At 40.1% G+C, this 26,179-nt stretch carries 25 protein-coding genes and 1 riboswitch; all 25 genes read right to left on the bottom strand.

Annotated elements, in window-relative coordinates:
• Positions 1–24: 24 nt before the first annotated feature.
• The gene (locus ACZ47N_RS12185) at positions 25–435 is read right to left on the bottom strand and encodes an NUDIX hydrolase (protein ID WP_464886816.1); all 411 of its coding nucleotides are present in this window, start codon (positions 433–435) and stop codon (positions 25–27) included.
• Between the two features lie 84 nt (positions 436–519).
• Positions 520–1,788 (bottom strand): gluconeogenesis factor YvcK family protein, encoded by a 1,269-nt coding sequence (locus ACZ47N_RS12180; RefSeq protein WP_464886815.1) that lies wholly within the window; start codon positions 1,786–1,788, stop codon positions 520–522.
• A 12-nt stretch (positions 1,789–1,800) separates the two neighbouring features.
• Complete coding sequence (gene rapZ / locus ACZ47N_RS12175) at positions 1,801–2,652, bottom strand: RNase adapter RapZ (protein ID WP_464886814.1); 852 nt, start codon at positions 2,650–2,652, stop codon at positions 1,801–1,803.
• A gap of 11 nt (positions 2,653–2,663) precedes the next feature.
• Entirely contained in the window at positions 2,664–3,575 is a 912-nt protein-coding gene (gene murB / locus ACZ47N_RS12170; RefSeq protein WP_464886813.1) for a UDP-N-acetylmuramate dehydrogenase, read from the bottom strand.
• A 76-nt stretch (positions 3,576–3,651) separates the two neighbouring features.
• Positions 3,652–4,077, bottom strand: coding sequence for an MOSC domain-containing protein (locus ACZ47N_RS12165; RefSeq protein WP_464886812.1), 426 nt, complete (start codon positions 4,075–4,077; stop codon positions 3,652–3,654).
• A 3-nt stretch (positions 4,078–4,080) separates the two neighbouring features.
• Positions 4,081–5,043: a GTP 3',8-cyclase MoaA gene (moaA, locus tag ACZ47N_RS12160; protein ID WP_464886811.1), complete on the bottom strand. Its 963-nt coding sequence runs from the start codon at positions 5,041–5,043 to the stop codon at positions 4,081–4,083.
• 50 nt (positions 5,044–5,093) lie between these two features.
• Positions 5,094–5,219, bottom strand: a riboswitch (molybdenum cofactor riboswitch).
• Between the two features lie 99 nt (positions 5,220–5,318).
• The gene (locus tag ACZ47N_RS12155) at positions 5,319–5,768 is read right to left on the bottom strand and encodes a ferritin-like domain-containing protein (RefSeq protein ID WP_464886810.1); all 450 of its coding nucleotides are present in this window, start codon (positions 5,766–5,768) and stop codon (positions 5,319–5,321) included.
• Between the two features lie 43 nt (positions 5,769–5,811).
• Positions 5,812–6,609 carry a formate dehydrogenase accessory sulfurtransferase FdhD gene (fdhD, locus tag ACZ47N_RS12150; protein WP_464886809.1) on the bottom strand — a complete coding sequence of 266 codons (798 nt, stop codon included), beginning with the start codon at positions 6,607–6,609 and terminating at the stop codon, positions 5,812–5,814.
• A 39-nt stretch (positions 6,610–6,648) separates the two neighbouring features.
• On the bottom strand, positions 6,649–9,321 hold the full coding sequence (gene fdhF, locus ACZ47N_RS12145) for a formate dehydrogenase subunit alpha (protein ID WP_464888441.1): 2,673 nt from the start codon (positions 9,319–9,321) through the stop codon (positions 6,649–6,651).
• A gap of 40 nt (positions 9,322–9,361) precedes the next feature.
• The gene (gene nuoF / locus ACZ47N_RS12140) at positions 9,362–11,158 is read right to left on the bottom strand and encodes an NADH-quinone oxidoreductase subunit NuoF (protein ID WP_464886808.1); all 1,797 of its coding nucleotides are present in this window, start codon (positions 11,156–11,158) and stop codon (positions 9,362–9,364) included.
• Positions 11,159–11,183: 25 nt separating this feature from the next.
• A complete protein-coding gene (locus tag ACZ47N_RS12135) occupies positions 11,184–11,558 on the bottom strand; it encodes a (2Fe-2S) ferredoxin domain-containing protein (protein WP_464886807.1) in 375 nt (124 codons plus the stop codon).
• A gap of 19 nt (positions 11,559–11,577) precedes the next feature.
• Positions 11,578–12,051: an NADH-quinone oxidoreductase subunit NuoE family protein gene (locus ACZ47N_RS12130; RefSeq protein ID WP_464886806.1), complete on the bottom strand. Its 474-nt coding sequence runs from the start codon at positions 12,049–12,051 to the stop codon at positions 11,578–11,580.
• A 150-nt stretch (positions 12,052–12,201) separates the two neighbouring features.
• On the bottom strand, positions 12,202–13,119 hold the full coding sequence (gene hprK / locus ACZ47N_RS12125; RefSeq protein ID WP_464886805.1) for an HPr(Ser) kinase/phosphatase: 918 nt from the start codon (positions 13,117–13,119) through the stop codon (positions 12,202–12,204).
• Positions 13,120–13,219: 100 nt separating this feature from the next.
• Positions 13,220–13,417, bottom strand: coding sequence for a PspC domain-containing protein (locus ACZ47N_RS12120; RefSeq protein ID WP_464886804.1), 198 nt, complete (start codon positions 13,415–13,417; stop codon positions 13,220–13,222).
• The gene (gene uvrC, locus ACZ47N_RS12115; protein ID WP_464886803.1) at positions 13,414–15,318 is read right to left on the bottom strand and encodes an excinuclease ABC subunit UvrC; all 1,905 of its coding nucleotides are present in this window, start codon (positions 15,316–15,318) and stop codon (positions 13,414–13,416) included. Before uvrC ends, ACZ47N_RS12120 begins: the two co-directional genes overlap by 4 nt.
• A gap of 109 nt (positions 15,319–15,427) precedes the next feature.
• On the bottom strand, positions 15,428–16,369 hold the full coding sequence (locus ACZ47N_RS12110; RefSeq protein ID WP_464886802.1) for an RnfABCDGE type electron transport complex subunit D: 942 nt from the start codon (positions 16,367–16,369) through the stop codon (positions 15,428–15,430).
• 21 nt (positions 16,370–16,390) lie between these two features.
• Entirely contained in the window at positions 16,391–17,716 is a 1,326-nt protein-coding gene (rsxC, locus tag ACZ47N_RS12105; protein WP_464886801.1) for an electron transport complex subunit RsxC, read from the bottom strand.
• 40 nt (positions 17,717–17,756) lie between these two features.
• The gene (locus tag ACZ47N_RS12100) at positions 17,757–18,620 is read right to left on the bottom strand and encodes a 4Fe-4S dicluster domain-containing protein (RefSeq protein WP_464886800.1); all 864 of its coding nucleotides are present in this window, start codon (positions 18,618–18,620) and stop codon (positions 17,757–17,759) included.
• Positions 18,621–18,643: 23 nt separating this feature from the next.
• The gene (locus tag ACZ47N_RS12095; RefSeq protein WP_464886799.1) at positions 18,644–20,890 is read right to left on the bottom strand and encodes a molybdopterin-containing oxidoreductase family protein; all 2,247 of its coding nucleotides are present in this window, start codon (positions 20,888–20,890) and stop codon (positions 18,644–18,646) included.
• A gap of 31 nt (positions 20,891–20,921) precedes the next feature.
• Complete coding sequence (locus tag ACZ47N_RS12090) at positions 20,922–21,491, bottom strand: TorD/DmsD family molecular chaperone (protein WP_464886798.1); 570 nt, start codon at positions 21,489–21,491, stop codon at positions 20,922–20,924.
• A 330-nt stretch (positions 21,492–21,821) separates the two neighbouring features.
• Positions 21,822–22,547 carry a twin-arginine translocase subunit TatC gene (gene tatC / locus ACZ47N_RS12085; RefSeq protein WP_464886797.1) on the bottom strand — a complete coding sequence of 242 codons (726 nt, stop codon included), beginning with the start codon at positions 22,545–22,547 and terminating at the stop codon, positions 21,822–21,824.
• Between the two features lie 21 nt (positions 22,548–22,568).
• Complete coding sequence (locus tag ACZ47N_RS12080) at positions 22,569–22,700, bottom strand: Sec-independent protein translocase subunit TatA/TatB (RefSeq protein WP_464888440.1); 132 nt, start codon at positions 22,698–22,700, stop codon at positions 22,569–22,571.
• Positions 22,701–22,744: 44 nt separating this feature from the next.
• Entirely contained in the window at positions 22,745–22,927 is a 183-nt protein-coding gene (locus ACZ47N_RS12075; protein WP_464886796.1) for a twin-arginine translocase TatA/TatE family subunit, read from the bottom strand.
• 156 nt (positions 22,928–23,083) lie between these two features.
• A complete protein-coding gene (locus tag ACZ47N_RS12070; protein WP_464886795.1) occupies positions 23,084–23,281 on the bottom strand; it encodes a twin-arginine translocase TatA/TatE family subunit in 198 nt (65 codons plus the stop codon).
• 22 nt (positions 23,282–23,303) lie between these two features.
• Positions 23,304–26,165, bottom strand: coding sequence for an excinuclease ABC subunit UvrA (gene uvrA / locus ACZ47N_RS12065; protein ID WP_464886794.1), 2,862 nt, complete (start codon positions 26,163–26,165; stop codon positions 23,304–23,306).
• Positions 26,166–26,179 lie beyond the last annotated feature (14 nt).

The raw sequence follows: 26,179 nt of genomic DNA, 5'->3' as shown, positions 1-26,179 counted from the left end.
GGTTGGTTTTTCCTTAAGGCTTTCCTATTCTGTATGTATTTGCAACGCTTTGCTTATCATTCTTTTTTCATCCGGATAACGAAGCATCTCAAAGGCACGATCTTTATGAATAAAACTAGCATCGATAAACCCTTCCTTTCTTAAGGGGGTGCATCGGAGTACTTTTGATTTCATCAAAAACCAATGAACTGTTTTGTAGACTTTTTCATTTTTTGCCCATCCTGCTTGATAAACATAATGAATAACACCAAGATACATGATAATTTCTGCTTTAACCATGGTTTCTTCTTGTACTTCTCTGACAGCGGCTTCCCGAATCGTTTCTTTTCTCTCTACCTTCCCCTTCGGAAGGACCCAGTCACCATTGTATTTTTTTAGCATCAATACCGCATTTCCGCATATAACGATGCCTCCTGCACTGACTTCATATTTCATCTAGTCACCCCGTTGACAAATACCCTTCTGAAAATCCTTCTTTACATAATTTATCACAAAAGAGTTGAAGTATCAACAAAACCCTTAGTGCTGGGAATTTTTCCGCCTATGGAGTATCGCTTCAATTTTTTGGGACGTCACCAATGCATCGTGTCGGATATAATTGTTTTTTACTTCTACCAAGTTTTCTGTAATTAGGGTAACTTGTTTCCTTTGAAGAAGGGTTTCATCTTCAGGTTCTGGTAGCACCATTTCCGCACCCTCTTTTAGGTATTTTTCTTTTATTTCTAAAGGTACTGTTTGATGGTTGGCTATGACAAAATCCAGCTTTTTCAATCCAGTGTTTTTCAATAATGCCGTCACATGATCGCTGATGGAATAATGGTCTGTTTCACCTGGCTGAGTCATGATGTTTGGTAGATAAAAAGTGCTTCCTCGGGCTTCATTAATAGCTTGTACCACATTATTTACCAGTAAATTTGGAATAATACTAGTAAAAAGGCTGCCTGGTCCCAAAACAATGGCATCTGCTTCTTTAATAGCATGAGTAATTTCTGGAAGCGTATTGACCCTCTTAGGTCTAATGAAAACAAAATCGATAGGACTGTTTTCTTCCTGACTTTTTTGAGGAATCTTAGATTCTCCTTTAATGATTTTTCCATTTTTAAGCTGTGCATACAGGGTAATATCTTCTAGGGTTACTGGATATACATCGCCTTTCACCGCCAACACTTCACTCATCTTTTTAATGGCTTCTTCAAAACTACCGCTGATTCCATTCATAGAGGCCATAAAAAGATTACCAAAGCTCTGCCCTTTTAGGCTTCCTTCCTGAAACCGATATTGCAATAAACGTTCCATGGTGGGCTCCATTTCCGACAATGCCAAAATACAACTTCTTATATCTCCCGGCGGCAACATGCCCAAGTCTTCTCGCAAAACACCAGAGCCTCCGCCATCATCTGCAACCGTTACCACCACAGTGATGTTAGATGTGATTTGTTTCATTCCCCTTAACAAGACAGATAACCCAGTTCCTCCACCGATGACGACAATTTTCCGCCCCTTCGCCAGTACTTGCTTATCGTATACCATCCTTTGTATCTGTTGAGAACCTTTCAAAAAAGGCGTGTTTTTCATATTTTTCATTAGGGAAATGATTCCACATCGAAAAGCTATCAAAAACAATAGCGTTCCTATGCTACCACTTAGCCATGCCATCCACTTTTCTATCACAAAAAAACCCATAACAAAATAGCCTGCAAACATAGAAAAGAGCAGCAAGCCAACAATTCCCATCACTACCCATCTTTTCAACTGTAGTCCTGGCTTTAGCCAATGAATCCATTTCATGGAAAATCCTCTTTACTCAATATCTCTATGGTCTACGATGGTCCGGTATTGGCTATGATGAAGTCTTTTAGCTAGTTCAAGGGAAATAGTAACCGACCGATGCTTCCCACCGGTGCATCCAATGGCCACTACCAACTGATGTTTCCCTTCTTTCATATACCTAGGCAATAAAAACAATAGCATAGACTCCAGTTGATCCAAGAAATAAACCGCATCTTCGTTTTCCATGACATAGTTTTGAATTACGTTGTCTTTTCCCGTTAAATGCCTAAGTTGTTCTTCATAGTATGGATTTTTTAAAAATCGAACATCAAAAACCAGGTCTGCATCCAGCGGAATACCATATTTAAAGCCAAAAGAGGTAATATTAAGCAGAAAATGAGAGGCTGGATTTCCTTCTTGATAAAGATATCTCAATTCTTCCTTTAACTGTCCTGGCGTTAGTCTGGAAGTATCCAGAATTGTTGTTGCCATTTCTTTTAGGTGTTGCAGTTTTTCTCTCTCTTTCCGAAGGCCTTTATCAATGGAGCCTTTTTGAGATAAGGGATGCATTCGGCGAGTTTCCTTGAAACGCTTAATGAGGACTTCATTGCTTGCGTCTAAAAACAAGATATCATATTCATATCCCAATCCTCTAAATGCTTCTAGACTAGAAAATAAATCATCAAAAAAAAGCCCTCCACGTATATCCATGACCATAGCAATTTTTGTGATCATCTGTTTCTTTTTGTCACAAAGCTCTGCAAATCGCGGAATTAAAAGCGGTGGTAAGTTGTCCACGCAATAGAATCCCAGATCTTCCATGTATTTTACGGTTAAGCTTTTTCCAGCCCCAGAAACGCCTGTAATAATAATAAATTTCATAATGCACCTCTCTATGAACGTCCAATAATTCGCAGTTCAGACTCCAAATGCACTGCATAGGTTTTTAACACTTCTTGTTTAATGTGCTGAATCAAGCTTATCACGTCTTGTGCCGTAGCGCCACCTATATTGACAATAAAACCAGCATGTAAATCCGAAACCATAGCACCACCTATAGAGTACCCCTTCAATCCGCAGTCTTCAATAAGCTTTCCGGCAAAAAATCCTTCTGGGCGTTTAAAAACACTGCCTCCACTTGGCAAGTGATAGGGTTGCTTGGTCAATCGTCTGTTCCAATAATCTTCTGTTCTTTTTTTGATAACCTCTTTATAATCAGGCTGAAGTTTGAGGGTTGCCTCCAAAATAATTTCACCAGTTTCTTGTATCACACTGCTTCGATATCCCATTTTCATGTCTTTGGTATCTCTTTGAATTAAGTTCCCTTGAGGATCTATACTGGTGCACTTTAATAAAACTTCCTTCATTTCTCCTCCGTAGGCACCTGCGTTCATCGTAAGAGCTCCACCTAAGGTACCTGGTATTCCTGAAGCAAATTCAAATCCTGACAATCCCTGCTCCATTAATTTATTAGAGAGGCTGACTAGAGAAACACCTGCTTGAGCTTGCACCTTATGGTCTGTAATCATGACATGATTCATCGGATGACTGATTTTAATCACTAATCCTTGAATACCAGCATCTTTAACTAGCAAGTTACTTCCATTTCCCATAACTGTTATGGGAATATGTTTATCTTTACAGTATTGCATCGTGTACCGAATCTCTTCCATCGTCTCTGGTACTAGCATCGCATCGGCTGGTCCACCTATTTGAAAGGATGTATGTTTTTTCATTGGTTCCATTAAAAAAAATCGTTCTGCAGGAAGCTTATCTGCCAGCTCTGCGTATAAATCCATTTTCATCAAAATCTCACTCCTGCAATCCGTGTTCAGTAAATCACCTTACTGAGATTTACTGTCGCTTATCATTATAGACTGTTCAAAGTAGTTGGTCAATGGAGCTGTTCAGCAGAGCTCCTTGTTGAAGACTTCCATTACGTACTACTTTTGCAAAGAAAACTCTGTTTTTCCAGCTGCATACTTGATTTTTGTTCTGATAAACTGGACACGCTTCATGACAAGTATGTTTCTTGTTTTCAACACAAAACCTAGCTCCCCCTATATCAAAATAGGTTCCTGGATTTTTGAAAGATGGCTGTAACTGGCTAATGATAATATTGGGATGAAACCGCTGGTGACAGAAGCCTTTCTTCCTCACCCTATTCTTTTGATTCCAATCTTCCATAGACATAAAAGATACATCCGCTTTGGTCGATTGCGACAATAGAGCTTCAGTGCAAATCACCTGGTGTTCTATCCAAAAACCCCCTTGAGTCTTCTTAAAGATGTTTTGGACAATCACCATGATTTATCCTCCAATTTGACACATATTACGACGGGTGTAAATCGCATTTTTTTGGTTCAATTGATGTTTTTCTGGTTTAGCCTCAATGGCATGTGCTATAACACTTCCAATGGTTTCTGTGCTTTTTCTTAATGCTGGAATTACATCTATTTCTTCATTGGAATGAAGGCATGGTTTTAGTTTCCCATCACTGGTGAGTCGAATGCGGTTGCATTCATTACAGAAATGATCGCTGATGGGATTGATAAACCCGATTTTTCCTTTTGCACCTGGTAGCTGGTAATATTTTGCCGGACTCCCTTGAGTTCCTTTTAATGGGTGCAACAACCCTAATCTTTTTTTCAAGGTTTCATTAGAGATGAAGCGTGATTTTGCCCACTGACTAGCCTCCCCCAGAGGCATTAACTCAATAAAACGAACATCAATAGGTCGATGCAAGGTCAGATTTGCAAAATCTTCTAACTCATCTTCATTATACCCCCCAATGACAACCGTGTTCAGTTTAAGTGGTTTCATGCCAAGCTCCAAGGCTTTATCAATACCAAGAAGAACATCTTTTAATTCGCCTCCTCGGGTAATCTCTCTGTATCTCTCTTCTTGCAAAGAGTCAATACTGATATTAAAACGTGTTACTCCTGCTTTCTTAAGTGGTTCCGCCATTTCACCTAGTAAGCTACCATTTGTCGTCATAGCAATCTCTCGAATACCTTGAATTTCCCCAAGTGATCGAATAAATGCAAGGATTCCTTTCCGAACCAACGGCTCTCCTCCTGTAATCCTAAGTTTATCTATTCCCAAGGGTACGCTAGCTTTAACGATGGAAACCAACTCTTCATAACTAAGAAAATCCCCATGGTTTTTTTTTTCAATTCCTTTTTCTGGCATGCAATACAAACACCTCATGTTGCAAAGGTCTGTAATTGAGATCCTCATGTAATTGATTTTACGTTGAAATTGATCTGCCATTTTTACCCCTCCTAAATGCAAAAACAAGGTACCCCAGAAAGGCACCTTGTTACACGTGTGGTTTTTTTCCTTTCCAAATAGTGGGAGGCATAAAAATTTCTCTTTATACCCGCGGCTGCATCTCATAGATGCCAAAAGCATCCTTAGAATAAAACAGCTCGGAAAATTATTTATTTGTCTTGAATAATATAAATATTATACCATATTTTCATGATGTCGTATAGCGAAAAAGGAAGCCCACCTAAACTGGCCAGGCTTCCTTAAATAATATTGCTTTACCAAACTTCTGCAAAGGCAGCGTTGTTATATATATCTTCCAAACGAGTTTTGTGTCCCCGCTCCATTTTAACCAATTCTAAGAAGGTTTCTTTTTGTGCTTCTTCTTCACTGGCCTCCGCAAACTGTTGATACATCTCCATGGCTTCTTGCTCTTTTTTCATAGCAAGGGCAATAGCATCCTTAAAGCTCATGTTCGTAGTTAAAGGTTGGCTCTCAACGGTTTCTGCAATATGATAATCCTTTGTTTCATCAAATTTCATCATATCCGCAGATTTTTCAAAGTAAGCTTTTAATAAATGCTCATGCTTCTTCTCTTCATCTGCTAACTCTTGAAAGGTATTTTTCAACACCTTGTTCTCTACTTTATTCGCCGCATCTTTATAAAACTCATGGGCTTCTACTTCGTTTTCAACCGCCATTTTTAAAATTTCCTTATAGTTCTTCATTATTAAACACCTCCATCATTTCTCTTCAATACCTTTCAATGCTTCACTTTGTTTCCAGACAAGATACTCGCTCTATCCCCGAATAAATATTCATCCGTTTCCCTCGTGCAAACCCAACCACCGTCACATTCATCTGTTCTGCCAGCTGAATAGCAAGTTTTGTTGGTGCTGAACGCGATACAATCATGGCAATACCTTGCTTAGCCGCTTTAATCAAGATTTCTGAAGAAATTCTGCCACTGGTTAAGAGCCATTTGCCTTTGATTTCCACTTTGTTCTGAAGTGCATCACCAATCACTTTATCCAAAGCGTTATGCCGGCCTATGTCTTCATGAAAAAGCAGCATTTCCTTTTCATCGCATAAAGCACAAGCATGGACACCACCCGTTGTCTTAAAAACAATAGATTCATCATTGAACTGCTTAGAGAGTTCCAAAATTTTTCCCGAATCAATCTTAAAGGATGTCGTTAATGGTTTTGCCGTAAGTGAGTCAAGAACGTCGTAAAACACCGTCCCTTTTCCACATCCACTGGTTAAGGTTCGTTTTCCATGAGCTTTTTTTTTCGTCAATACCGCTGATGGCACGTCAATATAACCACGACCTTCTTCATGCTCAATTCGCAAATTCAAAATATCTTCCATGCTCCCAATCAAACCTTCTGAAGCAAGAAACCCTACCATTAGTTGTTCTACACCTTCTCCAGAACATAGCAAAGTAATAAACTCCTCATCATTCACATGAATAGTAAATGGTTTTTCGACGGTCACTTCATCTTCTACAGTGCTACAGGTTTCTCCCTGCAATCGGATAATTGTAATTTTTTCCGTTGATGAATTCATAAATGATGCTCCTTTAATCCGATGCTTTATTCATTTTTCTTATGCTAGTTTTTCAATATTGATGCCTGTTACTTTTAAACCAGGAATCTTACTGAATTGATCAAACTCTACTCCGTTGGTAAGAACATTGGCACCTTCAGCCCAATGGAAAGGAATAAAGAGAACTTTTTCTTCCACTCTTTCTGTGATCTTGGCTTTGATTTTCACTTCTCCTCGACGAGATTTCACTTTCACCATATCACCGTCTTTAATGCCTTTTTTCGCCGCTAGTTCTGGATTCATTTCAATATAAGATTCTGGCGCTAACTTGTTAATTCCTTCTGTTTTACCCGTCATGCTACGTGTATGGTATTGGTAGAGAATACGGCCAGTCGTAAGTACCAAGGGATACTCTGGATCTCCCAATTCGCTGGATTCCACAAAATCAATGGCTTTAAATAATCCCGCTCCTCTGGCAGGTTTTCCAATATGAAGAATTGGTGTGCCAGGATGTTCTTCTGTTGGGCATGGCCATGCAATCCCTTTACTTTCCAACCGTTCATAACTAATACCAGCATACTGTGGTGTAACTTGTCGAATTTCTTCAAATACCTCTTCTGCGCTGTTGTACTGTTTGTCATATCCGAGACGATTCATGATTTCCATAAAAATCACCCAGTCTGGTTTTGCTTCACCAGGTGCATCCACAGCTTTTCGCACACGCTGCACACGTCTTTCAGTGTTAACAAAAGTACCATCCTTTTCTGCGTAAGCGGCGGCCGGCAATACCACGTCGGCCAATTCTGCAGTCTCTGTCAGGAAAAGATCCTGCACGACCACAAAGGCTTTTTTCAATGCTTTTTCTACATGATGTGTGTCTGGGTCAGAAATCATAGGATTTTCACCAAATACATAAAGCATCTTTACACGATCTTCTTCAATGGCTTTCACAGTATCGGTTATAGTCAGTCCAGGTTTATCGGAAAGTTTTACCTCCCATGCGTTTTCAAACTTCTCCACAATACTTGGATTGGTTACTGGCTGATATCCAGTAAATACATTGGGAAGCGCTCCCATATCGCAGGCTCCCTGAACATTGTTTTGTCCTCGGAGAGGGTTAACGCCGCCACCCGCTTTTCCAAGATTGCCCGTCAGCATGGCTAAATTGGAAAGTGTCATAACACTTTCAGTTCCAGTCACGTGTTGGGTGATTCCCATGCAATAAATAATAGTTGCTACACCTGCTCCACCATAAAGACGAGCAGCTTTTCGAATATCATTAGCATCTACGTCACATATTTCTGCTACATATTCAGGTGTATACTTTTCCACCAGTTTTTTCATTTCTTCATAGCCTTCAGTTGTGTTTTGAATATAGGCCTTATCTTCCAATCCTTCTTCGATAATCACATTCATCATAGCGTTATGAAGGGCTACGCTGGTTCCTGGTTTAATCTTTAGGAATACATCTGCATATTCTGCCATTTCAATTTCTCTCGGGTCTGCTACAATTAACTTTTTACCAGCTTTCACGGCTCGCTTCAACTGAGCACCGATAACAGGGTGGTTTTCTGTAGTGTTGGATCCTGTTATAAACATAGTGTCGGCTGTTTGGATGTCTGCGATGCTATTTGTCATGGCTCCACTTCCTAATGTAGTTGCAAGACCTGCAACTGTTGAGGAATGTCAGAGGCGTGCACAATGATCTACATTATTTGTCCCAACCACCGCTCGCATCATTTTCGTCATCAAATAATTGTCTTCCGTCAGGCCACGGGCTGAGGAAAAAGCTGAGATCGCATCAGGTCCATCGCTTTCTTTAATTTCATTAATTTTGCTAACAATAAGATCGTAGGCTTCCTCCCAGGTGGATTCCTGAAGTTCGCCATTCTTCCGAATCAATGGTTTTTTCAAGCGGTCCGAATGGCCAACAAAATCGAATGAAAACCTTCCCTTAACACAAAGCAATCCTTCGTTGCAATGGCCTTTTACTGGAAGGACTTCCATTATTTTATTGTCTTTTACCAAGAGTTCCATTTGACATCCTACACCACAATAAGAACAGGTTGTTTGTACTTTTTCCACTTCCCAATAACGATACTTCTCTCTTCTTTTGGGCATCAATGCCCCAACGGGACAGACGGAAACGCAGTTCCCACAAGAAACACAAGTTGATTCAGCAATCCCTTGATCGAAGGGAGTACCAATATGCGTTTCAAAGCCTCGGTCTACAAAACAAAGAGCATCCGTATTCTGTACTTGAGAGCACATATATACACATTTTCCACACAAGATGCATTTTGTTTGATCAGCCGTGTAAAATTCATTTGAAACATCTTTTTCGTATTTTTTTCTTTTCCCGTCATAGGAAGTTTCTTCCATATCGTATTGATAGCAAAGATCTTGCAATGTACATCGTCCCGCCTGCTCACAGGTCAGGCAATCTAGCGGGTGGTTGGCTAAAATCAGATCTAAAATTTCTTTCCGAGCCTCCACTACTGCTTCGCTTTCCGTTTCAACTACCATGCCATCTGCAGCTGGGATACAGCAAGCTGTCATCAGTGAACGAGCACCTTCTACCTCCACTACACAAATTCTACATGAACCATGAGGCTTAAATCGATCGTCATAACAAAATGTCGGGATCTTTATTCCAATTTTTTCGGCAGCTTGAAGAATCGTGGCACCTTGCTCCACCTGCACTTCGAAGCCGTTAATTTTAAGGGTAATCATCCTTATTCTCATCCTCCTTTGCTTGTCAGTGTCAGTTTACTTATCCTTTTTTAATAGCATCAAAAGGACAAGCATCCAGACAGGCTCCACATTTAATGCATTTATCCTGCTCAATTAAGTAAACTTCTTTGCCTTTTACCCCACTAATACAATCTACTGGACATTTGGCTGCACAAATACCGCACTTTTTACATTTCTCTGCTATAACAAGGTACTGCAATAATGCTGAACAAACACCAGCAGGACATTTTTTATCATTCACATGCGCCTCGTACTCATCCCTAAAATACTTAATCGTTGACAGTACAGGGTTAGGTGCTGTTTGCCCTAATCCGCATAAGGAAGCACTTTTAATGGTTCTCGCTAAGGTTTCCAGTTTATCTACATCTTGAAGGCTTCCTTTTCCTTCTGTAATCTTATCTAAAAGTTCATGCATTCGTTTGGTTCCTTCACGACAAGGCGTACACTTTCCACAAGATTCTTCTTCTGTAAAATCAAGGAAAAACCTAGCAACGTCCACCATGCAATTATCTTCATCCATAACAATCATACCACCAGATCCCATCATGGAACCTAATGAAATTAAGTTGTCATAATCGATAGGGGTATCCAAATAGTCATTCGGAATACATCCTCCAGATGGTCCTCCTGTTTGAACAGCTTTAAAGGCCTTTCCATTTGGAATTCCTCCGCCTACTTCAAAAATGGTTTCCCGTAGAGTAGTTCCCATAGGAATTTCTAAAAGCCCCGTGTTATTTATTTTTCCGCCCAAGGCAAAAACTTTTGTCCCTCTTGATTTTTCCGTTCCAATTCCTGCAAACCAATCGGCCCCTTTAAGGATAATCTGCGTTATATTTGCAAAGGTTTCTACATTATTTAGCAATGTAGGTTTCCCAAAGATACCTTTATTGGCTGGGAATGGAGGTCTTACTTTCGGCATTCCACGTCCACCTTCAATGGATCGAATCAGCGCAGTTTCTTCTCCGCAAACAAAGGCACCAGCACCTTCTCTGATTTCCATATCAAAGTTAAATCCAGACCCAAAAATATCTTCTCCCAGCAGGCCATTTTCTCTAGCTTGCTCAATGGCAATTTGCAATCGCTTTACTGCAATTGGGTATTCTGCACGTACATAAACAAACCCATAAGTGGCACCAACAGCATACCCAGCAATCGCCATTGATTCTACTAATGTATGAGGATCGCCTTCCAGCACGGATCGATCCATAAATGCACCTGGATCGCCTTCATCCGCATTACAGGCTACGTATTTTATATCTCCTTCTGCTTTTCGGGTAAAATCCCACTTTAAACCCGTTGGGAATCCACCCCCGCCTCGACCTCTCAAGCCAGATGCTTTGACAATTTCCACTACTTCTTCTGGACTCATTTCCGTCAGGACTTTTGCCAAGGCCGCATACCCATCATATGCAATATACTCTTCCAGTATTTCTGGATTAATAACTCCGCAATTTCGAAGAGCTACACGCTGTTGCTTCTTATAAAAGCCCATATTGTTGATGCTGTCACTGGCTTCTTTTTTTCCTGGCTCTTTATAAATAAGATCTTGAACAATACGCCCTTTCATTAGGTGTTCTTCTGTAATCCTTGGGACATCATCCATCTTCACTTGGCTGTAGAAAGAACCTTCTGGGTATACAATCACAATAGGTCCTGCCTCACAAAGTCCGAAACAGCCTGTTTGAACAACTTTCACCTCTTTTTCAAGCCCATGTTTCTCCAACTCCTTATTGAACAGATCAATGATCTTAAAAGCGTCCGAAGAAACACATCCTGTACCGCCACAAACCAGCACATGAGATCTGTACAACTCCATAGTTTGGCCTCCTTACTTTTTGTTTTTATGCGTCTTCTTTCTCAAAAACACCTATCGTCTGGCTTTTTAAAACTTTTTTATTCACTAAATGCTCCGATACAATTTGCCGAGCCAACTCTGGCGTTAGTTTCACATACGTCGTTTTATCTTCTCCCTCATAGACTTCCAACATAGGCTCCAGTCTACAGGCGCCAATACAGCCAGTTTGTGTTACCGTCACATTTTGAAGGTTACGCTTATTTATTTCATCTATCATAGCCATCATCACAGGTCTGGCACCAGCTGCAATGCCACATGTTGCCATTCCAACCACTACTCTTACATCACCGCTGCCACTACGAAGCTTTACATCGTCTTGTGCTTTTTTTCGAATGGCTTCTAATTCAGCAATTGTTTTCATGGGAATCCTCCTTCTTCATTTAGTATTTCTCCATAATTCCTTTTACATCTTCTACTTCTAAACGACCATAAACATCTTCATTGATGGTGATAATAGGAGCTAGTCCACAAGCACCAATACAGCGACAAGCAATCAAGCTAAACTTGCCATCAGCAGTAGTTTCTCCTGACTTGATCCCGGTAAATTTGCATATTTCATCTAAGATCGGCTGAGCATTACGTACGTAACAGGCCGTCCCCATGCAAACAGAGATCATATAATCGCCTTTAGGTTCCAAGTTAAATTGGGAATAAAACGTAACCACGCCGTAGATTTCACTCATTGGAATTCTTAACCCTTTTGATATTTTCTGCTGTACTTCCATAGGCAAGTATCCGAAAATACCCTGAGCTTTTTGGAGTACCTGAATCAATGCCCCTTTTGTTTCTTTTTCTCGAAGAATTAACTCATCGAGCTTTTCAAAATTCTCCACTGTCATGGTTTCTTTTGGCATTCTTTTACCTCCTTATAGTAGACCTTTTCTCCTATGCCAGTTTTTTCAGTATTTTCAGACATAGGCAATTGCTTCTATTTTCAAACTTCTCTCTATTATACCACAACTAAGAATGCATGTGTTAAATTTTAGACAATAAATTTTCTTGATTTAATCTTTTTTCAAATAATTCGCCAATCTTTCACTAAATGCTTTGGCTGCATGATATCCCATCAGCTTTTGTCGATGATTCCTAGCCGCCACTTCAATCATTAGAGAGATATTTCTAGCTGGTTTCACAGGGATGACTACTTCTTCCACTTCCACATCCAGAATTTTTCGATACGCTTCATCTAAACCAAGACGATCATAACTTTTTTTATGATCCCATTCTTCTAGATGTGCGACGATGTCTATACCAGTTTGATTTTTTACAGCTCCCACTCCATAAAGGCTTGTTACATCTAATATGCCTATGCCCCGAACCTCTATCATATGACGAGTCAATTCTGGGGCGGAACCCATAATGTAATCATGACCAATTCTTTTCACTTCAATCGTATCATCCGCCACCAACAAATGGCCCCTTTTAATTAGTTCCATAGCTGTCTCACTTTTGCCGATACCACTTTTTCCCGTAATGACAACACCTACTCCATATACATCCATCAGTACTCCATGTATTCGGCTGGTCTCTGCCAAGTGAAACTCTAAGTAATTCATCATCCTAGAAATAAGCTTTGTAGTATTAAGACCGCTCCCTAATACTTTTCGCTGTTGTTTCATGGCAATGTCCAATAACTCACCTGGCAATCCCAAATCTCGACTAACTACTAAGCAAGGGATAGGATATGACATCATTTTATTAAATCTATCTATTCTCGTTTCTTCGGATAGCGTGTGCAAATAATTATGCTCTACTTTTCCCATTATTTGGATACGTTCATACGCAAAGTAGTCAAAGTATCCCGCTAGCTGTATGCCTGGTCGAACGATTTCACTAGTAGTAATCCTTGAATCTCCGCTTAACTCTGGTGTTAGATCTTTCAATTCATGATCTTCAATTAACTTATTAACCGTTATGGACATTCTTTCACCTCATCTTAGGGTATATACGCTAAGCATCTTTTTTGATGATACTGACAAAGAATAATCGATTATTCTATTCAAAACATCCCTTTCCACAAAATCAATTTGATGCAGGCGGTTCTGGTATAATGGCTAAGGCTATAATATATGCAATGATACCACCAAACCCCAGACTAAACACTGTGAAAATAATCCACAACAAACGAACCAGGGTTGGGTCAATGCAAAAATACTCCGCAATCCCTCCACATACGCCAGATATTTTTTTATCGGTCTTTGATAAGTACAATCGTTTCACACTTTTTCCTCCTTCTCTACCATTGCTTTTTCGACAAAATAGTTCCGAATTGATTCTGCTTGTTTTTCTCCAATTCCTTCTACCTTCATAATTTCTTCAACGGAAGCAATTTTAAGTTTCTGGATCCCTTTAAAATAATCCAGTAATTTTCGGCGAGTTTTTTCTCCTACTCCAGGTATGTCGTCCAGCTCCGATCTCATTAGTCCTTTGCTTCTGCGTTGTCTATGAAAATCAATAGCAAAGCGGTGGACTTCATCTTGAACTGCTGTAATAAACCGCCATAAGGATTTACGGTTTTTAAGCTCAAAGGTCTGCCCATTATAATAGATGCCACGAGTCCTATGACGATCATCCTTAACCATACCCACTACAGGAATAGCCAAATCAAACTGATCCAGCACTTTAATGGTAGTAGATACCTGTCCTGCTCCTCCATCCACTAAAATCAAGTCTGGTAAGACAGCGAATTTCGAATCTTCCATGTTTCTAAATCCTTTTCCTATTTGTCTGGCTTCTTCCAATCCACGACGAAACCTCCTCTCCATGACTTCTCGAATACTTCCAGTATCGTCTGGTCCTGACACGTTTTGTATTTTAAACCTTCGATATCCCGCTTTAAATGCTTCTCCTTCCTGAAACACAACAACCACGCCTACAGGTTCTGTTCCAGCTGTAGTAGAAATATCTACTGCTTCAATCCACACTGGTGGCTGATCCAGACCCGTTAGCGCTGCTAATTCCATTAAAACTTCTTGACGTTCCGTCTCTTTTTTGTTACGCGCTTTTTCTCGTTGTTCAATCAGTAGTAATGCATTTTTCTGAACCAGTTTCACCAACTTTTTCTTTTCTCCTCGCTGAGGTATTTTAATCGATACTTTTTTTCCTCTCTTTTGAGCAAGCCACGCTTCTATTACTTCTCGATCTTCTGGCTCAATGGGCATCAATAACTCACTAGGAATAAAAGGAGCATTATCATAATAAAGTTTGATAAAGGAAGCCAATATTGATGGTAATCTTTCTTCTTCATCCCCCTTAAGAAAATGATGATGCTGTTTCACAATTTTTCCATCACGGACAGAAAAAACTTGAACACAACTTTCGGTTTCTCCACTTTCTAAGGCCATCACATCTTGATCTAATGTATTCCCCATGTCCATTTTTTGCTTTTCCGTTACTTTTTGAAGCGCTGACCATTGATCTCGATATAAAGCTGCTTTTTCAAAATTCATATTTTCAGATGCTTTTTTCATTTTTTCTTCTAGATGCCGCAGTAATTTAAGCTCTTTTCCATCTAACAGTAACACCACTTCTTTAATCATTTCCTTATATTCTTGTTTGTATACTTGTCCTTGACAAGGCCCTAAACATTGTCTCAAATGAAAATTCAAACACGGTCTTTCTATTGGCCCTGCATCGGCACCCATTTTCTTATTGCATGTTTTCACTGGAAACAATTGTCTAATAAGTTCCAATGTCTCATTGAGAGCACCTACATCTGTATAGGGTCCAAAGTATTGTGCTCCATCCCTAAGTATTCGACGTGTTTTAAATACTCTAGGATAGTCTTCCTGCCATGTAATCTTGATGTATGGATAACTTTTATCGTCTCGCAATAGGACATTATACTTAGGTCTATTTTCTTTAATCAGATTACACTCAAGAATTAATGCTTCCACCTCAGTATCTGTTACTACAATTTCAAAATCTTTAACATGCTGCATCATCGCCTTTACCTTTGGGGCACTTTGTCCAGCAACAGTAAAGTATTGTCGTACCCGATTCCGTAAATTCCTTGCTTTCCCGACATAAATAATTTCTTTTCTACTATTTTTCATCAGGTAAACTCCGGATTGTTGTGGTAGATTAGCCAACTTTTCATCTAAATTCATCTTATCACCCATCTCTCACTTCCAGTTGTATTGTTTTCATTGTACCTGTTTTGTCCCATAAAAAAAAGACCTGGGTCCGATAACAGGCCCAAGTCTTTATAGGTCTTTTATTCCAAATAATTTAAGCTTCTTTGGGCTCTAGAAAAGCAAGATGTCTAGTTGCCTTGTCTATCACTGGTACAAAAGCATTCATAATCAGGATAGAAAAAGCAACACCCTCCGTCGGCGGAAGGAATACTCGAAATATCATGACTAACACACCAATACAGACACCAAAAATCACGCGTCCACTATAGGTAATAGGTGCAGTGACCCAATCCGTTGCCATAAATAAGGCTCCTATCATCAATCCTCCAGACAACAAATGATAAATTGGATCCTGTCCAGTCATCAGCGCTACAACGGCTACAGTTGCAAAAATAATCATTGGAACACGAAGCTTTATATGTTTACGATATTTTAAATAAGCTGCCCCTATCATCAGTGCTAAAGGCGAAGACTCCGAAAGTGCTCCCCCTTGAAATCCTACAAACATTTCGCCATAATTAGGCATATTCATACCACTGCCTAACAGGGCCAAGGGCGATGCCTGAGTCACCACCTCAACAGAGCTTAAGCTTATGGCTCCTGGCGCCACTGTTGCAAATAGAGGTGCTAGAAGAATCATGGAAACACGACCAAAAAGAGCTGGATTAAAACGGTTCAGACCTAAACCTCCAGAAAGCTCTTTGGCAATGCCAACGCCAATAATAGTTGCCATTACAGCTGAAAACCAGGGTGCTGTTGGTTGATACAACAATGCCACAAACAAACCTGTTAGAAGGGCACTCCCATCATAAAGGGATGGCTTTTTCCCAAGTATTTTCCGAAAGACTACTTCTGTAACAGCAGCCGTTGCCATGCAAATAGCAATTAGGAATACTGCATTTGCGCCATAGAAAAAAATGGATACCAAGGAGATTGGCACTAATGCAATCATCACGTCTCTCATAGCCGTTTCAATAAAGTAATTGTCTTTAAGATAAGGTGCCGAGGATACCGGCAGTTTTCCCTCTTTACTCATTGTGGATTTCCTCCTTTTCTGTTAAGCATTTCTGGCTGCCATTTCCCGTTTTTTGACAACCGGCTTGGCCACTCTAATAAACTCCAGAATTGGTCTATTGGCCGGACAACTAAATACGCAAATCCCACATTCCATACAGTCCATCACATTCCACTGCTCAAGTCCTTCATAATTTTCTGTTTCCGCAAACACACTTAACTGATTTGGGTAAAGTTTCATCGGACAGCGTTCCACACATTTGCCACATCGAACACAGTTGCTAAACGGAGCGTCTTCTCTTACCATTTCGTTAGGGAGCAGTAACACACCCGTACTGTTTTTTATTACTGGTGCATCTAGAGTGTCCTGAGCCTGACCTGTCATTGGCCCACCAATAATCACTTTATATCCTTCTGTTTCCTCTATTCCACATTGCTTTAAAATATGACCTACCGGCGTTCCAATTCTTGTCATAAAGTTCCCTGGCTGTTCCATGTTGGGACCACTGACAGTTACAATGCGCTCTATTAGTGGTTTTCCATACACCACTGCTTCATAAACAGCAATCGTTGTACCTACGTTACGAACAATACATCCAATCTCAGCAGACCGTGCTCCACGCTTCACATCTCTTCCTGTAGCAGACTTAATGAGAATCGATTTAAAACCTTGAGGATATTTGACCGCAAGAGGCACAATTTCAAATAAACCCTTGTCTTTAGTTTTTTCTTTTAATGTTGAAATGGCATCTGGTTTATTAACCTCAATGCCTATCAGACATTTCTTAGCACCAATAACCCTAGAGATTATTTCTGCACCTGCTATAAGCTCATCCGCACGTTCTACCATGGCTCGATGATCGCAGGTCAGAAACGGTTCGCACTCAGCACCGTTTAACACCAGGTAATCTACAGGCTGTCGTGTGTTGATATTGACACTGGTTGGAAAAGAAGCTCCTCCCATCCCCACAATACCAGCTTCTTTCACTGCCGCTACAATTTCTTCCTTAGACATTTCCTCTGGATCTCGTTTAATAGAAGGTGTAAATTCCTGATTTTCTCCTTCCACGTCAATGACAACGCTTTTCGCAACATCCCCGCTACAGTACCACAAAGTTTCAACTTCTCGCACGGTACCAGTCACACTGGAATGTACCGGCGCACTGATCATTTCATCCGAGTCACCAATTTTTTGCCCAACGGTTACTTTATCGCCTGCGTTTACTAATGGCTCACAGGGAGCTCCCAAACTCTGATGCATCGGTATAATTACTTTTTCCGGCACAGACATCTTTTGGATAGACAATTCATCAGTAAAACTCTTAAAGTGCGGTACATGTGCTCCTCCGCTAAAAGATTTGGTCTCCATTCAATTCACCCCTTATTCAAAGTCTTCACGCCAGTACCTACTATTCTCGCTCTTTGCGATCCTCTTCTTTTTTTCGTTCTAAAGCTTCTATGTCATCATCTTCATCCATTCCTGGTGCGAAGTGGCAATGAGGTGCCATTTTGTGTTTCTCACGAACTTCTTCTGCTTTTGCACTGTACTTGCGAGAATGCAGAAAGTTGAATCCAACAACCGCCGCCCCAACCAGTAATGCAACAGGTCGCAATGGCATAGAGCTCCATAAACGAAGAGACATGGGTATTTCAGGGTTTACCGGTAAACCATATTGCTGAGGACTTTCATCCAGTAGGTTTAGAACACGCTGTCCTCCAAATTCTGTTGCCCCATATAAATTTGCATTCGTATACCCCTGGCCTTTCAAATCTTCAATGCGCGCTTCTGCAAAGGTTATCATTTCATCTCTTGGTCCAAAACGAACTGCTTTCGTAGGGCATACGGTACTGCAAAAAGGTTCTAAATCCTCTTTAATCCGTGCTTCGCAAAGAGAGCATTTATCCATCACTGCATTAGGTCTATCATAGCTAATGGCATGGTATGGACAGTTTTTTGCACAATAATTGCAACTAATACACAACCTGTTATCAATCACCACCAGGCCATCTTCATTTTTATGACAGGAACCGGTAGGACACGCCATGATACAGGAGGCTTCCGTACAATGCAAACAGGCATCCTTTTTATAAATCATTCTCATACTCCCAGCAGAAATACCCGAATAATACTGCCCTGTACTATGTTCTTTAATCTTAGTTCTAAAGATACTGGGTGTTACCCCATAAATGCTTTTACATACCGCTGTGCATGCTTCACATCCAATACACAAGGAGTGATCTACTAGCATAGCAAGGTCATTACGGTTACTCATCTTTTATATCCTCCTCTCTCAGCTTAGGCTTTGGTCACTTTAACCGGAAAGTCTGTCATACAGGCTCCAGCACCTGGATCTTTTAGTCCAGCCATTTCTTCATGGGTCATGGAAGGAATTAAATCACCATCATTGGCTCCAATACCATGTGCAACCGTCAACTTACGGCTCCAGTGACCAAACCCGTGAAAGACACAAACACAATCATGACGGATTCCATCTGTTAATTTAGCCTTCAACTGTATTTTTGCCACGCGCGACTCCACATTTACTAAGTCTCCATCTTTTATGCCCATACTCTCAGCCTTTTCTCTGTTTAGAATAGCGTGATTTTCACCATACAGCTCCATGATCAATTTATTATTCTGGGATTCTGTCATTTTATGCATAGGTGGTCTATTAATCAAATAATTAAAAGGGTACTCATCATTCGGTCCTTCACGTCGAGGTCTCCATGTCGGAAGTGGATCAAATCCATTTTCTTCCATCACTGTAGAGTACAGCTCTATTCTATTGGAAGGTGTATTAAATTCTTCACGTGGTTCAAAGGGCTTTTCTTCTCCCCACAACCCCGTTGGATCATCTTTCATTTCATCCCAAGAGGTGCCAGCAGCTTCCAAAACTGCATTGTTCCAGGCTCCACCAGATGCACCCTCAAAGTAGTGACCAAGCCCCATAGCTTCTGCCAGTTCAACAATAATTCCAGAGAATCCTTTGGTGTCATATCCCATACTGACCACTGGTGTTCTGACTGCTAACTGAGGCCATCGAGAGAAAAAGTTTCTAGTTGAAACACCAGAGGTTTCCAACCAATGGGGTTCTGGAAGAACCACGTCAGCCATCATAGCCATTTCGGATGGATATATTTCACAAACGGCTATGAAATCAAGTTTTTTAAAAGCTTCCATCATTCTTTTGGCTTCTGGGAAAGCCAGTACATTGTATTTTCGTACCAAAGCTGCTTTTGTTGGATATGGTTTTTCATTAAGAATTCCATCTGCTACGGTTGCAAAGTCACCATTGGTGAAGCGGCTCATAATCTCTCGTTGTTCCCAAGCATCCACACGATCAGAACGACGTTCAGGAAAATCTGGCCTTGGAAAGGTTTCATCAAAATCAGCAGACGGGAAGTTTCTGGCCAATAGTAAACCACCCTCCCGCTCAATGGTACCTACCAACGCGTTTAAAATAACAATAGCATGTGCTAAAGTCGTACTATTTGCATAATTAGGGCCAGCAGCATCTCTTTTATGAGTAAATATATGCGCTGGTTTCGTTGTAGCAAATTCTCGTGCTATTCGACGAATATCATCTGCCGGCACTTCAGTAATCTCTTCTGCCCATTCTGGTGTATAGTCCTTGGAAAACTCTTCCAGATATTCAAAACCAGAAGTGTAGTTATCTACATACTCTACATCATGCAAGCCTTCGCTTACAATCACATGAATCATTGCAAGGGCAAAAGCAAGGTCTGTACCTGGTTTAATCTGTATCCATTCATGAGCTTTTCGAGCGGTTACAGACATATACGGATCTAGTATCACCATCTTGGCATTTTTGGATAATGCACGTGTGATGTTTCGAATGTGCATGTTTTTAGATTTACCCAATCCATCAAACCCAAAGCCCATGATATACTTGCAGTTCTCCAGATCGTAAATATAAGGTCTTCCACCTCCCGTTACCGTAGCATACCAAGCTGCCACCTGTGACGTAAAGCAAGTGCTTTGATGAGCCACATGATTTGGTGTGCCGATGGCATTACGAAGTCGATTAGCAAAGTCTTGACTCCGCATAAAGAAAATAATGGACTCTGGTCCATGTTCATCAATGGCCTTCTGAAAATTCTCCGCAATCAATCCAAAAGCTTCGTCCCAGCCGATTTGCACAAAGCCAGGATCTACTCCTTCTCCTTTTTCTGGATTTGTTCGCTTCATAGGATACTTTAGACGATCTGGATCGTATAGGGTTTTGGGTGCTGCGTATGCTTTCACGCATAACCTTCCTTGAGCTGCCTGATCATCAGGATTACCCTCAAGGTGTACCAGTCTGTCGTTCACTACATGAGCCTTAATGGCACATCCACCACCACAAACACTGCAGAATGTATTCACCACTTTGGACTGTGGCTCTACAAGGCTTTGCTCTTCTTTTGCGTGAGCAAACTTTGGAATGCCTATTCCAGCAGTTGCTGCTACACTGGTTCCCAATGTCAACTTAAGGAAATTCCTTCGGTCCACATTCATTTCTTTTTGCTTAGATTCATTCATCTTTTTCTTCCCTCCTGTTATCAGTCTTTCTTCAACTTATGAATCTTGTCTTTTCCTGTCGAAGAAAATCTTCTCCATATTTTGCCACCATTTGATAAAAGTTAGCATAGGGATTTTTTTCTATATCCGAAAAAAGCTTCGGAAGCCAACAGGATAAATGCTGATCAAAAAAAACTTTTTGAACTGCCTCTGTTTCTTCGTTTTCGATTAATATAGCCATAAAAGCAAGTTCAACCGATGCATGATCTTCTGGATGGCTTTTATCGCCCTCTATTTTCAATCCGTGTTTCAAGTAAAATGCTCTAACTTTTTCCCAAGGTTCTTGCATCATTAATCCATCATTCCGTCGATAAACAGACTCATATGCTTTAACGCCTTCAGGCATTAAGAACAAATGGGCATATTCCACTCGTAATGCTTCATCTATATTCTTAGTTATTAAGCCTTTCATTTCCATTCTTAATTCTTCCAATAATTCATCACTTCCAGAAGATAAAGAGTCCGAAAAATCTATCAGTTTCACCATGTCCTCCACCGTAAGCTGATCTGTCAGCAGTCTGGATAAAATAGAATAATGCACAATTCGATCTTTGTCTCTCAACGTCCTAAACTCCCCTCTTTGATAAAGCAGTCATCATTTCGTTAATTTATTAACTATATTTCTTAAGGCAGAACGCTCAGGGTACTATGCTTATGGAAACACTTCAATCTAGAACCTCCTTCAAATCTTCAAAAAGACATATTTATATCTGTTTTTTCACTGATCCATCTTTCACTTGCTCACAGTAATAACTCTACTTATTCCAAGAGATTCAATTCCTTGGATTAGCCTTCATCTTCGTTAATGCATTCACAAGTTAAGGCAAATAAAATTCTAACCGTATATCCCAACTCTTTAAACCTTGTGATCAAGCATTTCAAATGAACCTCATTACTCTTTTCTACGTCTTTTTCGAATTTGAACAATAGCCACCAGTAGAATTCCTACTTCGTATAGTAACCATAAAGGGCCACCAATCATCAACTGAGAGATAATATCAGGTGGAGTAATTAAAGCGGATCCAACCGCAATCACTAGTAATACATATTTTCTGATTTTGCGTAAAAATGATGCGCTTACGACATTCATCAACCCCAGCACTAAAAATAGTAACGGTAGCTGAAAAACCAACCCAAAGGTAAGGATAAATTGTGTCACAAAAGCAATATACTGCGTAATTGTAAACATAGGTACCAGATCATCTGATGCAAAATTGAGAAAAAAACGGATGGCAAAGGGAAACGCAATCCTATAGGCAAACATAATTCCTATGGAAAACATTAGCAGCATAGCCATGACAATGGGAAACAGAATCTTTTTTTCATTTTTATAGAGCGCTGGCATGATGAATGCTAGAAACTGGTATACAAGAATAGGCATGGCAAGGATAATCCCTGACAAAATAGCTAATCTTATGTTTGCCATCAATGCTTCTGGAGGTGTGATATAAATCAATTCCAGTGTCCCAGCGGGACGAATGAGTAAATACCTTATTTCTTCGACATATAAAAAACTCATTGTCGAAGTCACAACAATTGCAATGAGGCATATGATAAGTCTTTTTCTAAATTCTTCCAAATGCTGTACTAGACTCATTGATTTTGTTTCTTGTTCCAAGGTTCCCCCACCTATCTTCCGTTATTGTTTCGTTTTGTTCTTTGTTTCATCTTTATATTCATGGACGCTCTTTTTAAAAGATTTGCCTAGGAGACTAAATCTCCCTGGACCAAAGACCAGTAATACAATTCCTCCCACCAGCAATATTTCCATCACACCAAATCGCACTATACTCACCCACCTTTATTAATGCCACTTTATTTTTTATCGGAAGAAGTTTCTTCTATGCTGACACTATCTGTCATTTCTTTTGTTGCAGTTTTAAACTCACGTATTCCTTTTCCCAGAGATTTACCAATTTCCGGTAGTTTCGAAGGTCCAAAAATTAGCAAAGCCAATCCAAAAACCAGCAATATTTCTTGAAATCCTATTCTACCCATCATTACACCTCCTTTCTTTTCTGCGTATCATTTTCTAGTTCTACGCTGTTATTATTTTTTTCTAACTCTGCAATTATTATAGCATACTTTCAATAACTTTCCATCAGGTTATACTAAATCAATCATTGTTGCCTCCTATGCCAAGGATAAAAGAATTTAAACATCCTTTTCTTTCTCATCCTTGGTCTCTGGGGCTTCCTCTTTTTTTTCTGACATTGCGTCTGTAGTAGCACTTTTAAACTCACGTATTCCTTTTCCCAGAGATTTTCCTATCTCCGGAAGTTTTGCAGGTCCAAAGATTAAAAGCGCCAATCCAAATACTAGTGCCAATTCTTGAAATCCTATACGTCCCATATTCAACCTCCTATCCTTTATTTTACTGAGCTTTTTTCTGACTCATTGCTTGGTTCAAGGTCTGTTTCAAAAACATCCCAGTATATGAATCCCTACAATCCGATACTTGTTCAGGCGTTCCAGATACTACCAATTCTCCACCTTCGCCACCACCTTCTGGCCCAAGATCAATAAGGTGGTCTGCCGTTTTAATAACTTCTAAGTTATGTTCAATCACCACCACCGTATTCCCTGCATCCACCAACCTTTGAAGTACAGCGATTAATGTCTCCACATCAGCAATATGAAGACCCGTAGTAGGCTCATCTAAAACATAAAAGGTACTGCCCGTACTTTTTTTACTAAGTTCTGTTGAAAGCTTAATACGCTGGGCTTCACCACCAGAAAGCTGAGTAGATGGTTGCCCAAGCTGTATATAACTAAGGCCTACATCCATCATTGTTTGAAGTTTGCGTTTTATCGAAGGAATGCTATCGAAAAACAAGAGTGCTTCTTCCACATTCATAGACAGTACATCCGCAATACTTTTACCCTTGTACTTGACTTCCAATGTTTCTCTATTGTATCGTTTCCCTTTACAAACTTCGCAAGGAATATACACATCTGGCAAGAAATGCATCTCTATTTTTATGATCCCATCGCCTTTACAGGCTTCACAACGCCCTCCTTTTAAATTAAAGCTAAACCGACCCTTCAGATAGCCTCTCATTTTCGCTGTAGGTGTTTGGGCAAACAAATCTCGAATGTGATCAAAAACACCTGTATAGGTAGCAGGATTCGATCTAGGCGTTCGACCGATAGGATCTTGACTCACTTTTATAACTTTGTCAACATCCTCGATTCCCTTTATCCCCTTGTGGGCACCAGGCTTTTCTTTGGATTTATAAAATTCTTGTGCCAAACGTTTATAAAGCACTTCGTTTACCAACGTACTCTTTCCAGAGCCAGAAACTCCTGTAACACAGGTCATAACTCCCAGAGGAAAATCAACATCTAAATTCTTAAGATTATTGGCCTTAGCACCTTTTACTTGAATTTTCTTGCCATTAGGTTTTCGCCGTTGTGATGGGATCATAATTTTTTTTGTGCCTTTTAAGTACTGACCTGTTATGGATTCCGGTGTGTTCATGATGGTTTTCGCATCCCCTTGAGCTACCACTTGACCTCCATGAATCCCAGCACCTGGTCCAATATCCACAATATGATCTGCATTCATAATCGTATCTTCATCATGCTCCACCACTACCACGGTATTGCCCAAATCCGTAAGGTTGCGCAGGGTTTTAAGCAGCCTCTCATTGTCTCTTTGATGCAACCCTATGCTTGGCTCATCCAAAATATATAAAACACCTACTAAACTGGAACCAATTTGCGTTGCCAATCTTATTCTCTGAGACTCACCTCCAGAAAGAGTGCCAGCACTTCTGGCTAAAGTCAGATAATCCAGTCCCACATCTTTTAGAAAGTATAACCGTTCTCTAATTTCCTTGAAAATCTGTCTGGCAATCATCATTTTTTGATCCGTTAATGTAAGGGTATCAAAAAAAGAGACGGCTTCTTTAACAGACATTAATGTTAACTTATGAATATTTATATCCCCCACAGTCACCGCAAGAGAAATATCTTTCAACCTTGCTCCTTTACAAACAGGGCAAGGATTTTCACTCATAAAAGATTCGATTCGATCACGCATATATTCTGAGTGTGTTTCCTGATACCGCCTAGTTAAATTCGGAACTACCCCTTCAAAAACCGAAGCATGGGTTTTTTTCCCACCAAAACGTGACTCAAATTCAAAAGATACTCGATGATCTTCCGATCCGTAAAGCAGCACTTGAATAAATTTTTTGGGTAGTTTTTCTATGGGTTCGTCAAGGCTAACTTTGTACTGCTTTGCTAATTGTTCCACCATTTGAAAGTAATAACCATCCTCAGCTTGCTTGCCATTAGAACTACTCCACGCTGCAATCCCACCTTCTCGAAGGCTCAGGTCTTTATTAGGGATAACAAGTTCCGGATCTACCTCTTTCATATGGCCTATCCCTTTGCATTCTGAACAAGCCCCATAAGGATTATTAAAGGAGAACATACGAGGACTCAATTCTTCCATCCCTATGTTATGCTCAGGGCAAGAAAGATGGGTAGAATAAAGTATTTCTTTTCCTTCTAAAACATCTACGAGTACCAACCCTTCAGAAAACTTAAGGGATGTCTCAATGGAATCCGCCAACCTCTCCTCTATTCCAGGCTTCACAACAATTCGATCCACTACAATATCAATACTATGTTTTTTATTTTTATCCAACTTTATATCATCGTATACCTCATGAGTTTCTCCATTAATACGAATCCGAACAAATCCATCTTTTTGAATTTTTTCCAACTGTTTTTGATGAGCTCCTTTTTTTCCTCTGATCACTGGTGCCAAAATCTGTATTTTTGTTTTTTCATCCATTTTCATAATCTGGTCAACAATTTCTTCTATGGTCATTTGGCTGATTTCTTTATGGCATACCGGGCAATGGGGGGTGCCTGCTCTGGCATAGAGCAATCTAAAGTAGTCGTATATTTCTGTCACCGTGCCAACGGTAGACCTTGGATTTTTACTGGTTGTTTTCTGATCAATGGAAATAGCAGGACTTAACCCTTCGATATAATCAACATCTGGTTTTTCCATCTGTCCTAAAAATTGACGAGCATAAGAAGACAAACTCTCAATATATCTTCTCTGTCCTTCTGCATAAATCGTATCAAAGGCCAAAGATGTTTTACCAGATCCAGAAAGACCTGTCATCACAATCAATTGGTCCCTGGGAATGGTAATACTTATGTCTTTCAAATTATGCTCTCGGGCTCCCTTTATCACAATCTTATTTTTTGACACTCCTACACCTCATT

The sequence above is a fragment of the Tindallia texcoconensis genome (assembly GCF_055383815.1).
This window is presented reverse-complemented; position numbering and strand designations above follow the sequence as displayed.